This is a genomic window from Thioclava sp. SK-1 (assembly GCF_001705665.1).
Classification (GTDB): Bacteria; Pseudomonadota; Alphaproteobacteria; order Rhodobacterales; family Rhodobacteraceae; genus Thioclava.
Genome location: NZ_MDHA01000032.1, coordinates 258,236 through 271,728 on the forward strand (window position 1 = coordinate 258,236; position 13,493 = coordinate 271,728).

General features: G+C 56.1%; 15 protein-coding genes. 4 read left to right on the plus strand and 11 right to left on the minus strand.

Features of this window, described 5'->3' with window-relative positions; genetic code table 11:
- Positions 1-6 precede the first annotated feature (6 nt).
- From petA to BFP70_RS07395, 3 genes are all read right to left on the minus strand, one after another.
- Positions 7-567, minus strand: coding sequence for a ubiquinol-cytochrome c reductase iron-sulfur subunit (gene petA, locus BFP70_RS07385; protein WP_066010711.1), 561 nt, complete (start codon positions 565-567; stop codon positions 7-9).
- Between the two features lie 296 nt (positions 568-863).
- Positions 864-1,574, minus strand: coding sequence for a response regulator (locus BFP70_RS07390; RefSeq protein ID WP_066010712.1), 711 nt, complete (start codon positions 1,572-1,574; stop codon positions 864-866).
- The gene (locus BFP70_RS07395; RefSeq protein WP_066010713.1) at positions 1,574-2,074 is read right to left on the minus strand and encodes a MarR family winged helix-turn-helix transcriptional regulator; all 501 of its coding nucleotides are present in this window, start codon (positions 2,072-2,074) and stop codon (positions 1,574-1,576) included. The genes BFP70_RS07390 and BFP70_RS07395 overlap by 1 nt, the downstream gene beginning before the upstream one ends.
- A 153-nt stretch (positions 2,075-2,227) precedes the next feature.
- Between BFP70_RS07395 and BFP70_RS07400 the strand changes: the two genes are divergently transcribed.
- Positions 2,228-3,097: a branched-chain amino acid aminotransferase gene (locus BFP70_RS07400; protein ID WP_066010714.1), complete on the plus strand. Its 870-nt coding sequence runs from the start codon at positions 2,228-2,230 to the stop codon at positions 3,095-3,097.
- Positions 3,098-3,165: 68 nt separating this feature from the next.
- Here the strand turns inward: BFP70_RS07400 and BFP70_RS07405 are convergent, their stop codons facing one another.
- From BFP70_RS07405 to BFP70_RS07440, 8 genes are all read right to left on the minus strand, one after another.
- Entirely contained in the window at positions 3,166-3,357 is a 192-nt protein-coding gene (locus BFP70_RS07405; protein ID WP_066010715.1) for a hypothetical protein, read from the minus strand.
- A 70-nt stretch (positions 3,358-3,427) separates the two neighbouring features.
- Positions 3,428-4,375: a DMT family transporter gene (locus BFP70_RS07410; RefSeq protein ID WP_066010716.1), complete on the minus strand. Its 948-nt coding sequence runs from the start codon at positions 4,373-4,375 to the stop codon at positions 3,428-3,430.
- A gap of 129 nt (positions 4,376-4,504) precedes the next feature.
- On the minus strand, positions 4,505-5,539 hold the full coding sequence (gene queG, locus BFP70_RS07415; protein ID WP_066010717.1) for a tRNA epoxyqueuosine(34) reductase QueG: 1,035 nt from the start codon (positions 5,537-5,539) through the stop codon (positions 4,505-4,507).
- A gap of 139 nt (positions 5,540-5,678) precedes the next feature.
- On the minus strand, positions 5,679-7,391 hold the full coding sequence (gene metG, locus BFP70_RS07420) for a methionine--tRNA ligase (RefSeq protein WP_066010718.1): 1,713 nt from the start codon (positions 7,389-7,391) through the stop codon (positions 5,679-5,681).
- A gap of 180 nt (positions 7,392-7,571) precedes the next feature.
- The gene (locus tag BFP70_RS07425; protein ID WP_066010719.1) at positions 7,572-7,709 is read right to left on the minus strand and encodes an entericidin A/B family lipoprotein; all 138 of its coding nucleotides are present in this window, start codon (positions 7,707-7,709) and stop codon (positions 7,572-7,574) included.
- 93 nt (positions 7,710-7,802) lie between these two features.
- Complete coding sequence (argE, locus tag BFP70_RS07430; RefSeq protein WP_066010720.1) at positions 7,803-8,957, minus strand: acetylornithine deacetylase; 1,155 nt, start codon at positions 8,955-8,957, stop codon at positions 7,803-7,805.
- Positions 8,957-10,141: a M24 family metallopeptidase gene (locus BFP70_RS07435; protein ID WP_066010721.1), complete on the minus strand. Its 1,185-nt coding sequence runs from the start codon at positions 10,139-10,141 to the stop codon at positions 8,957-8,959. The genes argE and BFP70_RS07435 overlap by 1 nt, the downstream gene beginning before the upstream one ends.
- Before the next feature lie 202 nt (positions 10,142-10,343).
- Positions 10,344-10,805 carry a MarR family winged helix-turn-helix transcriptional regulator gene (locus BFP70_RS07440; protein ID WP_066010949.1) on the minus strand — a complete coding sequence of 154 codons (462 nt, stop codon included), beginning with the start codon at positions 10,803-10,805 and terminating at the stop codon, positions 10,344-10,346.
- 258 nt (positions 10,806-11,063) lie between these two features.
- Here BFP70_RS07440 and ectA point away from each other — a divergent pair, with 258 nt between their 5' ends.
- The 3 genes from ectA to BFP70_RS07455 all read left to right on the plus strand — a co-directional run bounded on the left by ectA (position 11,064) and on the right by BFP70_RS07455 (position 13,493).
- Positions 11,064-11,636, plus strand: a complete 573-nt coding sequence (ectA, locus tag BFP70_RS07445; RefSeq protein WP_066010722.1) for a diaminobutyrate acetyltransferase — start codon at positions 11,064-11,066, stop codon at positions 11,634-11,636.
- 94 nt (positions 11,637-11,730) lie between these two features.
- Positions 11,731-12,999 carry a diaminobutyrate--2-oxoglutarate transaminase gene (ectB, locus tag BFP70_RS07450; RefSeq protein ID WP_066010723.1) on the plus strand — a complete coding sequence of 423 codons (1,269 nt, stop codon included), beginning with the start codon at positions 11,731-11,733 and terminating at the stop codon, positions 12,997-12,999.
- 86 nt (positions 13,000-13,085) lie between these two features.
- On the plus strand, positions 13,086-13,493 hold the full coding sequence (locus BFP70_RS07455) for an ectoine synthase (RefSeq protein ID WP_066010724.1): 408 nt from the start codon (positions 13,086-13,088) through the stop codon (positions 13,491-13,493).

Genomic DNA, 13,493 nt, shown 5'->3' on the forward strand with positions numbered 1-13,493 from the left:
CCTCCCTCAGCCCAGTAAGATCGTGGTATCATCGGTGAACTGGGCCACCGGAATATCAAGGTTGCGCGGTGCCGGACCTTTGCGGATACGACCAGATGTGTCGTAATGCGAGCCGTGGCACGGGCAGAACCAGCCGCCGAAATCCCCGGCGCCATCCCCAATTGGCACGCAACCCAGGTGGGTGCAGACCCCCAGCATCACCAACCACTCACCAGCCTCGTCCAGGGTCCGGTTGGAATCTGATGCATCTGCATTTGGCTTGTTGGCATTTTCCGCTGATCTATCGATTAGGTCATTCAGCTCTACTGCGCGGGCCGCCTCGATCTCCTCTTCCGAGCGGCGGCGAATGAACACGGGCTTGCCGCGCCATTTCACTGTCAGCTGGGTGCCGACGGATACATCCGCGACATCCACATAAATCGACGACAAGGCTTTGACGTCAGCAGATGCATTCATCTGATTGACCGCCGGCCAAACCGCCGCGCCGGCGACAACGGCACCGGTTCCAGCTGTTGCGTAATAGAGGAAATCCCTCCGAGTGCCTGCGTTATCTTCTGCGTGGGACACGAATTCTTCTCCCTTCCCGAGCCTAAATGGTAAGGCCCCCTCCGTAAGGCGGGTTGCATCACGAATGTTGCGACCCTAGCGCGACCTTTAGCAATCACAATCTTTTCAGTCTAGCGTTACATAGCGCCCAACCCCTGCCAAAGAGTCAATATTCATGGGCGATTGCATCAACTTTAGTCTGTTCTACGGGCAATATGTCGCAGATATGTGATGGGTTTTGCCGCTGCGTGTGGTTGAATGTATAAACCTATGCGATATTTACACAATTTAGACAAAACAGTTGAGGCAAGTTTGCCTTAGTCCGGGGTGAGCATATAGCCAAGCCCGCGAACAGTCTGCAGATATCGTGGTTCGCGTGGGTCCTGCTCTAATTTTCGTCGCAAACGCGTAATTTGCACATCAATCGCGCGATCCCCGCTGCCATCTTCGCCGGTTGGTGCACGGCCCATTTCCTCGACCAGATCGCTGCGGGACACGACTTCGCCAGTGTGGGTTGCGAAAATTCGCATCAACGCGGCCTCTGTCGCAGTCAGGCGCACGGTCTCATCGCCTTGCCACAGCTCTCCGCGTTCCTGATCATAGCGCAGCGCACCCAAATGCAAAAATTTGGGTCCCAGTTTGGCTTCCGCCGGGACACGGCGCAAAATTGCATTGATGCGCAGCAATAATTCGCGCGGCTCAAACGGTTTTGCCAGATAGTCATCGGCGCCCGCTTCAAGCCCCTCGATCCGTTCACGGGTTTCGCCACGCGCCGTCAGCAACAAGATCGGCGTCTTGAGGGTTTTGCGCAGATCGCGCGTCAACGACAGCCCATCTTCGCCGGGCATCATCACATCCAACACGATCAGGTTGAAATCCAACCCTGCCAATAACCGGCGTGCATGGGCGGCATCACGCGCCGCCGTCACCAAAAAGTCGTTTCGGACTAAAAACTTATGCAGCAATCCACGAATGCGTTCATCGTCATCGACAATTAGCAAATGCGGGGCAGAGGGGTCGATGGCCATTAAGGTGCATCCTTGATCGTCTTAAACTGGCGTTGCAATTCGCCATCCATCATCGCGTCGAGCACCTGCCGAAACCCGGCCACAGCTTGTGGTCCGGCAGTGCGGTAGGCGTCGCGCATCCGATTGCGCTGTGCTTCGGACAATTCACGTTCCAGTGCCTCTCCGATATCGGTCAGATACAGGTGCCGTTCGCGTTTGTCTTTCTTGCCAACCCGGTTTTGCACCAGCCCGTCTTCGATCAATGTTCTCAGCACACGGTTAAGGGATTGTTTCGTCACCCCCAGCACCGTGAGCAGCGATGACACCGTCAACCCAGGCTGGCGATTGATGAAATGCAATGCCCGGTGATGGGCCCGACCATAGCTATGATTCTCAAGAATTTTGTCGGGATCTGACGTAAATGCCCGGTAGGCGAAAAACATCGCCTCAATTCCTTTGCGCAGTTGTTCATCCGTCAGGAACAGCAGGGTCTCCCCACCCTGAGCGCCACCTTCTGCCATAAGTCACCTCACATTTTCCGTGAGCTTATGTCAGTCATGTTGACTTTCCAAGAATCAATTGTTAGCGAAGCTTAGTTTTTGCGCAATTATATGTCCAAATCGGACCTGATTTACGCAATTTATGAAAAATTACTGCCGGAATAGGAGAGCAAAATGACCGGGGCATATGACGATCGCGATGGTAAGATCTGGATGGATGGGACGTTGGTGGATTGGCGTGATGCGAATGTCCACATTCTCACCCACGCGATGCACTATGCTTCCTCCGTCTTTGAAGGTGAGCGGTGCTACAATGGTAAAATTTTTAAATCCTTAGAACATTCCAAACGCCTGATCGAATCCGGTCGGCTGTTAGATATGGAAATTCCCTATACGCCCGAAGAAATCGACGCAGCCAAATATGCGGTTTTGAAGGCTAATGGCTGGACCGATGCTTATGTGCGCGTTGTGGCATGGCGTGGCGCGGGCTTTGATATGGGTGTCTCAGCCGCGCGTAACCCTGTGCGTATGGCCGTGGTCGCGTGGGAATGGGGCAGCTATTACGGCGATGCCAAATGGGATGGGGCGAAGCTGGACATCGCCAAATGGCGCCGTCCCGACCCCATGACCATCCCGGTCGCGGCTAAGGCTGCGGGCCTGTATATGATCTGCACCATGTCCAAACATGCGGCAGAGGCAAAGGGCTGTTCCGATGCGTTGTTCCTTGATTGGCGCGGCTATGTTGCAGAAGCCACAGGTGCAAATGTGTTTTTCATCAAGGATGGTGAGGTGCACACGCCCAAGGCAGATTGCTTCTTAAACGGTCTAACACGTCAGACGATCATTGAAATGCTGCGTGATAAAGGCATCACCGTGCATGAACGCCGGATCGAACCGCTGGAATTGGCGTCATTTTCGGAATGTTTCCTGACCGGCACTGCGGCCGAGGTCACACCGGTAGGCCAGATCGGGGATATCACCTTTGACGTAGGGGCGATGACCCGCGAGATCGCAAAAGACTATGAGGCGCTTGTACGCGCCTAAACGAGATCACAGCATCAGAGCTTTGTCGAAAGGCGCGCGTTTTGCGCGCCTTTTGCATTTTGTGCGGCTTATGTCAGATGTTCTTGCCGTTCAATGCGCAGAAATTCTTGCACTTTGCGGGCCGGCTGTCGTGCCCTTGCGCGTTTTGTCAGGATTTCCGTAGCGCGACTGATCCCCTCTTTCTGGGTCAGATCCAGAAAGTGGCGCAATCGGGCCCCGTCTGCCTGTGGCATGGAATGATCGAGAATGTGACGTGGCATGATCTTCCTCCGGTGTGTGACAGTGACGAGATCCAATTATAGCGCGAAATGCGTGATTCTACGAGGGGGCTTAGCCCTGCGGTGTTTGCGCCCGTCTTTGTCGTGACCGCTGTAAGCCAAGCTTTTGTTCGCGCCAGATAATTAAGACCCCTGCGGTGATGATCAGGCAGGCACCGGCAAGCATGATCACACTTGGCACCTCATCAAAGATAAAATAGCCGATCCCAAGGGCGAAGATCATTGATGCATAGTCAAATGGGGCCACGATGGAGGCATCTGCAAAGCGATAGGACGATGTCAGCAAAATTTGTCCAAGCCCGCCCAGAAGGCCAGAGGCGATTAAAAAGGCCGCCTGTGTGGGGTTTGGCATGACCCAGCCGAAGGGGATGGTGACAAGTGCCAGCGCAGAAGACGTGATCGAAAACCAAAAGACGATGGCAGAGGTGCGCTCGGTCTTGACCAACTTGCGGATGAACACCTGTGCCAAGGCGGCGCATAGCGCGGCCATCAATACGATGATGGCACCCAATGCCTCTTGATCGCTGGCCCCTAACGGGGAATTCAGCCGTGGAGACAACACAACCAACACCCCCGCCAGCCCCAATGCGACACAGGACAGACGGAACAGCCGGACCTCTTCGCCCAAGAACATGGCCGCAAAGACAACGACCAGCAGCGGCGTTGCATAGCTGATTGCAGTCAGCTCGGGCAGGGGCAATAGGCCCAATCCGGCAAAGCTAAGCCCCATCGCCATCGTGCCGACGACGCCGCGAAACACATGGCCCATCGGGTTGGCAACGGAAAATCCTATGCCCAATTCCCGTCGCCATGCCAGCCAGACAACGATCACCGGAAGGGCAAAGGCAGAGCGGAAGAACACGGATTCGCCTGCCGGTATGTCATCTGCCGTGGCTTTGATCAGGGAAGACATCACGATAAAGGCCAGAACTGAACCGATCTTTAGCAAGATACCGGTCGCAGGCGAATCGACGATAGAGGTAGGGGGTGTATGTGCCATGCGCGGCACTTTTGGGTATCGGCTTGGGCGCGGCAAGCGGTTTTACACGCGCTGACAGCGTTCGGTAGAATATTGCGTGGCACAGGCGGGCTACGGCATAAACTGCACAGGATGTTGTTAATGGCGCTGTCAGCTGTGGGGCAGGCGCCGGGCGGCCCATTGCGCAGCGTCTGCAACGGTTGGATCCGGGTCATCACACAGGGTTTGCGCGACAGGGCGCAGATGTGCCAGCCCGGAATTGCCTATGGCATATAAAACGTTGCGCACCATACGGTCGCGTCCGATCCGCTTGATCGGGGATCCTGAGTAGCGGGCGCGAAATGCAGCGTCATCCAAGGTCGCCAGATCTGCCAGATCAGGAGCACCATGCGGGCCGTGGTAGCGCAGCTCTAACGCGGCTTGGGCGAATTTATTCCACGGGCAGGCGGCCAGACAATCATCGCACCCATAGATCCGATTGCCCATCTTACTGCGCAGATCCAGATCCACCGGGCCTTTATGTTCAATCGTCAGATAGGAAATACAGCGCCGTGCATCCAGTTGATATGGTGCAGGAAACGCATCTGTCGGGCAGGCATCCAGACAGGCGCGGCATGATCCGCAATGGCTGTGTTGAGGCGGGTCAATTGTCAGCTCTATCGTGGTAAAAATTGCGCCAAGAAAGAACCAAGAGCCCAGATCGCGCGACAAAAGATTTGTGTGTTTGCCTTGCCACCCCAAACCAGCAGCCTGTGCCAGCGGCTTTTCCATCACCGGAGCAGTGTCGACAAAGACTTTGATCTGGGGCGCGCCGTCTTTTACCGTGTCCAGCAGCCAGCGGCCCACGCGTTTAAGCCGTTTCTTGACCAGATCATGATAATCCTTTCCTTGCGCGTAGACGGAGACAGCGCCACGCTCTGGCTGGGTTAAAACCTGTAGCGGATCGTGATCGGGCGTGTAGGTTTCGGCCAGCATAATGACCGAGCGTGCCTCTGGCCACAGGGCATCGGGCGCGCCACGCCAATGCATCCGTTCGGCCATCCATGCCATCTGTCCATGCATCCCGGCATCGACGAATTGCGCCAGGCGCTGTGCGACCTCGGGAATGGCATCGGGGCGGGTGATGCGGATGGCCGAAAACCCTTCGGCCAGAGCGTGCTGGGTCAGCTGAGCTTTCAGGTCCATGGTTCAACGCTCCCGCCGTTTGGTTTCGTTTTCAGGGGCCGCGCGCCAGCCGGGGCATCGAGCCCCGCCCGGCGCGGTCGGGGGCGGTCGCCCCCTCCGTCAGCACATCGATACCATGCGCGGGCATGGGGCGTAGGCGTTATGCGTCGCGCTTGCCTGCGAAGCGCGCCTGCCATTCATCGCGTTCGTCATCGGTGATCTTGCGGAACAGCACTTCGGGGACGACGAACGCATGCCCCTGGGGCAGGGCGTTCAGGGCGGCCTCCATGTCGCTGGGCCATGTGTCATCGCTGGTCTGCATCCCGTCCAGCATCGCCTTGGCGGCGGTGGGGATGAAAGGTGCCGACAAGACAGCATAGACCCGCACAAGGTTCAGCGCCAGACGTGCAATCGCCCCGGCCTGAACCGGATCGGTTTTGAACACAGTCCAAGGCGCAGACGACTGCAGATATTCATTCCCCGCGACCCAGATTGCCCGCAGCTCTGCAGCGGCTTTGCGGACCTCTTTTGCCTCCATCAGGCGTTCATAATCCGCGACACGTGTTGTCAGCTCTGCGATCAGGGCCGCTTCTGGCGCACCCCATGTGCCGCCTTGCGGGACCGCCTCACCGAATTTCGAGCGGGTGAATTTGGTGATCCGGCTAACAAAATTTCCCAGCACATCTGCCAGATCTTTGTTGGCCGAGACCTGGAAGTTTTCCCATGTAAATTCAGCATCTGCCGATTCCGGCGCATGCGACAGCAGCCACCAGCGCCAGTAATCCGCTGGCAGCAGATCGAGTGCCTGATCCATAAACACGCCGCGACCGCGTGAGGTTGAGAACTGACCGCCATCATAGTTCAAGTAGTTGAAGCTTTTGATGTAATCTACCAGCTTCCATGGCTCATTGGAGCCCAGGATTGTGGCGGGGAAAGACAGGGTGTGGAAGGGCACATTATCCTTGCCCATGAACTGGGTATAGGTCACGTCCTGAGCGCCGCGATCTGTGCGCCACCAGCGTTCCCAATCGCCACCATGTGCGTCAGCCCATTCTTGTGTCCCGGCGATATATTCGATCGGGGCGTCGAACCACACATAGAAAACCTTGCCATCCATATCCGACCAAGGCGCGCCGTCAAATTGTGCGGGCACGCCCCAGTTCAGGTCGCGCGTGATACCACGGTCTTGCAAACCATCGCCATCGTGAAGCCATTTTTTCGCGATTGATGTGGTCAGCACCGGCCAATCGGTTTTGCTGTCAATCCATGCGTCCAGCTGATCTTTCATCTGCGACTGGCACAGGAACAGATGCTTGGTTTCACGCATTTCCAGATCGGTCGAGCCCGAGATCACCGAGCGCGGATTGATCAGATCCACCGGATCCAACTGTTTGGTGCAATTGTCACATTGGTCGCCACGGGCGTCTTCAAAGCCGCAATTGGGACAGGTGCCCTCAATATAGCGGTCAGGTAGGAAGCGGCCATCGGCATTGGAGTACATCAGCTTTTCGCTGACCTCCCTGATCAGCCCTTGAGCCGCAAGCGCTTTGGCGAAGTGCTGGGTCAGAACCTTGTTCTGCTCACTTGAGGACCGCCCAAAGTGATCAAAGGACAGGCCGAACCCTTCCGCGATACGGGCCTGAACCTCGTGCATCTGGGCGCAATATTGTGCAACCGGCGTACCTGCCTTTTGCGCTGCCAGTTCTGCGGGAGTGCCATGTTCGTCGGTGGCGCAAATGAACATCACCTCATTGCCGCGCGCGCGCTGATACCGGGCAAAAAGATCCGCCGGCAGTTGCGAGCCGATCAGGTTTCCAAGATGCTTGATCCCGTTGATATAGGGAATTGCCGAAGTAATAAGATGCCGCGCCATGGTGCTGTCCTTGTGCCATCCGTCCCGCTAAATTGGTGACGGTCAAGGGCCACCGGGGTTGGCGCGGTTTAACGCGGCTGGGGCGGCATGGCCAGAGGGCAGATGATGGCAAAAGGCCCGGATAGCGTATCCGGGCCTATATTTTTATACTGTGCGGGTGGTTTTGAACCCGCGCAAAGCTTATCGCGCGTCATTGGCCTCGTAGGCGATTGTGCTGCCGGCTGTGCTGACGTCGCGGCCGAAGCCCTCAACGGTTTGGCATGCGGCAAGACCCAAAACGGCGATCAAAGCGAAGGCAGGGGCTACGAGTTTGGACATCAACATCTCCTATGTCTTATGACATGCCAACACGCCAACGCCGCCCCGGTTCCCGATAATGTCGTGACAATGTATAAAACTTTCGAGGTTGCGCTAAATTCCGCGCGCTGCCAGCGCATCAAACATCGCCAAACATTGGGCCATCTGATCCAATGTGACAAATTCATCGGGTTTGTGCGCCTGCGCGATGTCACCCGGGCCGCAGATCACTACATCCAGTCCCATATCCTGAAACAGCCCTGCCTCTGTATTGAAGGGCACGCAACCGGCTGCATTATGTCCGGTGAGCTGAAAGATCAGGTCGCGGGCGGCGTTCTGGTCCATTGGTTCCAGGCCGATCACCTCTCCGATGACCTCGGTCGAGATCCCTGTCGTGGCGCTGACCGCCTTCATCTGTGCCTGTAATGTGGCGGTATAGGCCGTGATCTGTGATTGGACGAAATCTTGATCTGCGCGATTGATCGGGCGCATTTCCCAATCCAGACGCGCGTGGTTGGCGATGACATTATGGGCCACGCCGCCATGCAACGCGCCGATGTTCAGTGTTGTGTAGGGCGGATCAAACCGGCCCTGCGCGGGGGCGCGTGCGATCAGTGCCTGGCGCAGTTCTAGCAGGCGCGAAATATAGCGCGCCGCATATTCCACGGCATTCACACCTTTGTCGGGGTTCGAGCTATGGCCTTCAAGGCCCTCAAAATGCACAGAATATTCGCAGCAACCCTTGTTGCCCTCTATCACCTGCATCATCGTGGGCTCCCCGATCAGACACAGTGCCGGGCGGGTGTCACGTCGCTTCAATTCGGCGGTAAGGGCGCGACCGCCAAGGCAGCCGACCTCCTCATCGTATGTGAAGGCGAAATGCACAGGTCGGCTATGGGCGGCGCGTGCCAATTCCGGCAGCTTCGCCAGACAGCATGCGATAAAGCCCTTCATGTCGCAGGCACCGCGCCCGTATAGGGCACCGTCGCGTTGTGTCATTGTGAACGGATCGGTGGACCAGTCCTGATCCGTCACCGGCACCACGTCAGAATGGCCCGACAAAACAAGACCACCGGGCACATCAGGTCCAAGCGTTGCCCAAAGATTGGCCTTGGTGCCTGATGGATCGTACAAAACCTCCACCGTTGCGCCGCCATCACGCAGCCGCGCAGCGATGTAGGTGATCACGTCCAGATTGCTATCGGCTGATACCGTGGGGAAGGCGATCAGGTCGTTTAGAATCGCCGTGGCATGCTCCAGATCGCGCATCAGTCTTTCACAAACAGCTTGCGGTCGATGTTGCACAATGGCTCTGCTGCGCCGTCTTCACGGATCAAGATGGTCTCGGTGGTTTCCATCCCCCAGTCATCCATCCACAGCCCGGGCATAAAGTGGAATGTCATCCCCGGCTCCAGCACGGTTTCATCAAACCCGCGCAGGCTAACGGTATGTTCGCCCCAGTCGGGCGGGTAAGAGCAGCCAACCGCATAGCCACAGCGCGCCGGGCGCTCAATCCCGACTTTCAGCAATTCGGCATCCAATGCACGTGAGATATCGCACGCCCGATTGCCAGCGCGCGCGACTTCAATTCCCGCGTTCAGCCCTTCGGTCAGGGCATCGGCGGCATCAATCATATGCTGCGGTGGCTTGCCAAGATAAATAGAGCGGCAAAGCGGCGCGTGATAGCGGCGATAACAGCCAGATTGTTCGACAAATGTCATCTGATCGGCCTGAAATGCCTCGCCGTTCCAGGTCAGATGGGGCGCAGAGGCGTCGGCCCCAGATGGCAGCATTGGCACGATGGCGGGATAATCCCCCCATGAATCATCTTCGCCCTGAACAGCCGTTTTATAGAGTTCACCGACCAAATCATGCTTGTGATAGCCCGGCTCGACCAGCTCGATCGCGCGGGTGATCACCAGTTCCGAAATCCGCGCGGCGCGGCGCATGAAGGCCAGCTCTTGATCCGATTTGATCAGGCGCTGCCAATTTACCAAAACACTAGCGTCGATTAAGGCGGCATCGGGCAGCCCTTCGGTCAGAACGGCATGGGCCTTGGCCGAATAGAAATAGGTCTCCATCTCAACGCCGATGCGCTTGTCTGCCAGCCCCATGATCCGCAGATGCGATGCCAGATCTTCCATCGGGTGGAAGACATCCGATTGCACCATACGATCTGGATAGGCGAGGATATGGTCGTCTTGCATCCAGACAGTGCGTCGGGCCCCATTGGCATCCATGTGACGGCCCCACCAGATCGGATCACCCTCCATCGTCAAGATGACGCCCTGATGGGTGTAAAACGACCAACCGTCATAGCCTGTCAGCCAATATTGGTTTGATGGGTTGGTCACATACAGAACGTCAATCCGGCGTTCCATCATGGCGCGGCGCACCAATCTGATCCGGCGTTGATATTCATCATGGGTAAAGGGGGCGTTGGCGATCGGCATTCATCCTCCAAAGGTCAAATTGCGGTGCGCACAGTCTTCGGCGAATACGGTGGCCGCGCAGACATAGGGTCACATTGAACCCAGTCCAGTCAAACGCAAAGCCCAAAGAATGGCTGCGTAACTGATTAGCAGGGCTAGAGTTTTCGAGGTGTCGCTTAAAATTTAGTCTTTTCGCGCCCAGAATCTGGGGCGCGAAAAAGGCTTACGCACGGGTAACAATGTCACCGGCATGCAGCACGGGTGCCGCGTCGATCTGCGCCGCATCCAACATGCCCGCTACGCGTTCAAGGGACGCGATCAACTGTGCCTGTTCCCAATCTTGCAGGCCTTCAAACTTGCGCACGAACCGCTGTTGCAGCGCATCTGGGGCTTCTTCAAGTGCGGCGCGGCCAAGGTCGGTCAGTACAATGTCGGTCTGGCGGCGGTCAATTTCTGAGCGCTGGCGCAAAACCACTTTCTTATCCACCAGCTTGTCGACCAGGGATGTGACGGTCGCTTGGCTTACCCCCATCTGGGTGGAAATACCCTTCGCGGTGGCCCAGCCCTTTTCGGCAACCACCTGAAGCACGCGGAATTGAACCGGCGTCAGGCCGGCTGATTTCGCAAGGTCACGGCCGAAAAGCTCAGTCGCACGAAGGATTCGGCGTAATGCAATCAAACTCATATCGATACGCTTGTCGGTCACCTGTGCACCTTTATCACCTGAAAACTTTGTATGGCTTAGTATCGCAGATGTGTTTGGGTGCGGCAATCGACAGATCCTTAGGTTGTTTCGTTGATTTATCGAAGCATTTAATTAAGCGGTGGTAAGGAAATATGCAAGAAATATTGGATATATTTCCCAATCCTCAAAAAAATTGAAGAAAAATACTTTGAAGGTTGAAAACTTTCTGCAACTGCATTATTTAGCCTATCGAAGCAAATGAAAGGGCTTTCTACCGTGTCGCCAGTTGAACTCGCCATTACACCGGACATCACTTTCCGCAAGCCGACCTCTCAGGACGGTGCGGAAATCTGGTCGTTGATCAAGCAGTGCAAGCCGCTTGACGAAAATTCGATGTATTGCAACCTGTTGCAGTGCGATCATTTTGCCGACACCTGCGTGTTGGTGGAGCGCGACGGCCAGCCAATCGGCTGGGTTTCCGGCTACATCACACCTTCATGCCCTGAGACATTCTTTGTTTGGCAGGTTGCGGTTTCACCCGCGGCCCGTGGCCTTGGTTTGGGTAAGCGGATGCTGAAGCATCTGTTGAACCGTCCTGAGGCCGAAGCCTGCACAAAGATGAAGACAACGATCACCAAATCGAACGAAGCAAGCTGGGGCCTGTTCCGGTCCTTCGCGCGCTCAACAGGTGGTGATTTGACATCGGAGGCCCATTTCCACAAGGATGATCACTTCGATGGGCATGCTTCAACGGAACATATGGTAACGATCTGCTACGGATCGGGTGCCGACGTAGAACCAAATCGCGAAGAAGACCGCGCCGCCGCATAACCGCGTGCCGTGATGGCTTCACTCAGCGGTCCGATACTGTCGGTCCGCTGACCTCCCTTTCATATCGAAATCCCAAACCCCACGAGGTTTTTTCATGCCGTTTGACACTGCAAACGATAAATCTATTTTTGTTCGCCGCGAATCCGAAGCACGCTCCTATTGCCGTGGTTTCGACACCATTTTCACCAAAGCGTCCGGGTCCGAACTGTTTGATGCTGCGGGAAATCGCTATATTGATTTTCTGGCCGGCTGTTCGTCGCTGAACTACGGCCACAATGATCCCGACATGAAGCAGGCGCTGGTTGATCACCTGATGGGTGACAAAATGGGCCACGCGCTTGATTTACACACCGATACTAAGGCTGATTTCCTGGCCGCGATGGAGGAGCATATCCTCAAGCCGCGCAACATGGACCATAAGGTGATGTTCATGGGGCCGACCGGCGCCAATGCGGTTGAAGCGGCTTTGAAAATTGCGCGCAAGGCAACAGGTCGTCAAAATGTCATCGCCTTTACCAATGGCTTCCACGGCGTAACCATGGGCGCGTTGGCGGCGACTGGCAATGGGTATCACCGCGGTGGGGCAGGGATGCTGACACAAGGCGTGTCGCGCGTGCCGTTTGAAAACTATGCTGCCGGTGTCGACGCTGTTGCGCTGTTGGACCAGATGCTGACAGATCCTTCGGGCGGTATCGATCCGCCCGCGGCGATTATGTTGGAAACGGTTCAGGGCGAAGGCGGTCTAAACGCTGCATCGCCGGAATTCGTGCGCGGCGTGGCTAAACTGGCCAAGAAGCACGGTGCATTGTTAATCCTTGATGATATTCAGGCAGGCTGCGGACGAACCGGCACGTTCTTCTCGTTTGAAGAGATGGGTGTGAACCCCGATATTGTGACAATGGCGAAATCGGTCTCTGGTTTTGGCTTGCCGATGGCTGTGTTGCTGGTGCGCCCGGAATATGACGTGATGGGCCCGGCAGAGCATAACGGCACGTTCCGTGGCAACACACATGCCTTCCTGACGGCAACCGTCGCGATCAAGAAATTCTGGTCCGATGACACGTTTCAGCGGTCATTGGCCGATAAGGCTGTGATCTTGACCACAGCACTGCAAGACGTCGCGAATATGGTGGACGGTGCCTTCCTGAAAGGTCGCGGTATTATGCAAGGCGTGGATGTGGGCACGGGAGAGTTGGCGTCGGCCATCTGCAAACGCTGCTTTGCCAAGGGTCTTGTGATCGAAACATCAGGCAATGAAGATCAGGTCGTCAAGGTGCTTGCACCGCTGACCACCGATGAAAAGACCTTCCGCGAAGGTTTGAACATCTTGATCGAAGCTGCACGCGAAGTCACCTCCGCGTAATTGCCGAAATACCAACCAAATGACCCGGGAGGGGCTGCGCATGTGGCCCGCCCGTGCGGTCTTATTTGCTGATAGGGACTAATCTTATGATCGTTCGTGATTTTAATGAGCTGAAGAACACCGACCGTTCGGTTTCCAATGAACGCTGGACCTCGGTGCGGATGCTTTTGGCTGATGACAATATGAACTTTTCCTTCCACATCACTACGCTGGAAGCCGGTTCAGAGCATGAATTCCACTACAAGCACCACTTTGAAAGCGTGTATTGCATGTCCGGGACGGGCCGCATCATCGAGCTGGACAATAATAACGTCACCCATGAAATCAAGCCCGGCGTGATGTACGCGCTTAATTTGAATGACCGCCACCGTCTGATCGCAGATGATGGCGCGGATCTTGTCATGGCATGCTGCTTTAACCCGCCAGTCACCGGGAAAGAAGTGCACCGTGAAGACGGCTCTTATGCGCCCGCAGATGAACTGTCGGAGGCCTAA

Bases quoted from the DNA above. Each gene is read 5' to 3' on its own strand.
- BFP70_RS07395 (WP_066010713.1), bottom strand. From the start codon at position 2,074: ATGGCAGAAGGTGGCGCTCAGGGTGGGGAGACCCTGCTGTTCCTGACG.
- metG (WP_066010718.1), bottom strand. From the start codon at position 7,391: ATGGCGCGGCATCTTATTACTTCGGCAATTCCCTATATCAACGGGATC.
- BFP70_RS07400 (WP_066010714.1), top strand. From the start codon at position 2,228: ATGACCGGGGCATATGACGATCGCGATGGTAAGATCTGGATGGATGGG.
- queG (WP_066010717.1), bottom strand. From the start codon at position 5,539: ATGGACCTGAAAGCTCAGCTGACCCAGCACGCTCTGGCCGAAGGGTTT.
- BFP70_RS07440 (WP_066010949.1), bottom strand. From the start codon at position 10,805: ATGAGTTTGATTGCATTACGCCGAATCCTTCGTGCGACTGAGCTTTTC.
- BFP70_RS07405 (WP_066010715.1), bottom strand. From the start codon at position 3,357: ATGCCACGTCACATTCTCGATCATTCCATGCCACAGGCAGACGGGGCC.
- ectA (WP_066010722.1), top strand. From the start codon at position 11,064: ATGAAAGGGCTTTCTACCGTGTCGCCAGTTGAACTCGCCATTACACCG.
- BFP70_RS07390 (WP_066010712.1), bottom strand. From the start codon at position 1,574: ATGGCCATCGACCCCTCTGCCCCGCATTTGCTAATTGTCGATGACGAT.
- argE (WP_066010720.1), bottom strand. From the start codon at position 8,957: ATGCGCGATCTGGAGCATGCCACGGCGATTCTAAACGACCTGATCGCC.
- BFP70_RS07455 (WP_066010724.1), top strand. From the start codon at position 13,086: ATGATCGTTCGTGATTTTAATGAGCTGAAGAACACCGACCGTTCGGTT.
- BFP70_RS07435 (WP_066010721.1), bottom strand. From the start codon at position 10,141: ATGCCGATCGCCAACGCCCCCTTTACCCATGATGAATATCAACGCCGG.
- BFP70_RS07410 (WP_066010716.1), bottom strand. From the start codon at position 4,375: ATGGCACATACACCCCCTACCTCTATCGTCGATTCGCCTGCGACCGGT.
- BFP70_RS07425 (WP_066010719.1), bottom strand. From the start codon at position 7,709: ATGTCCAAACTCGTAGCCCCTGCCTTCGCTTTGATCGCCGTTTTGGGT.
- ectB (WP_066010723.1), top strand. From the start codon at position 11,731: ATGCCGTTTGACACTGCAAACGATAAATCTATTTTTGTTCGCCGCGAA.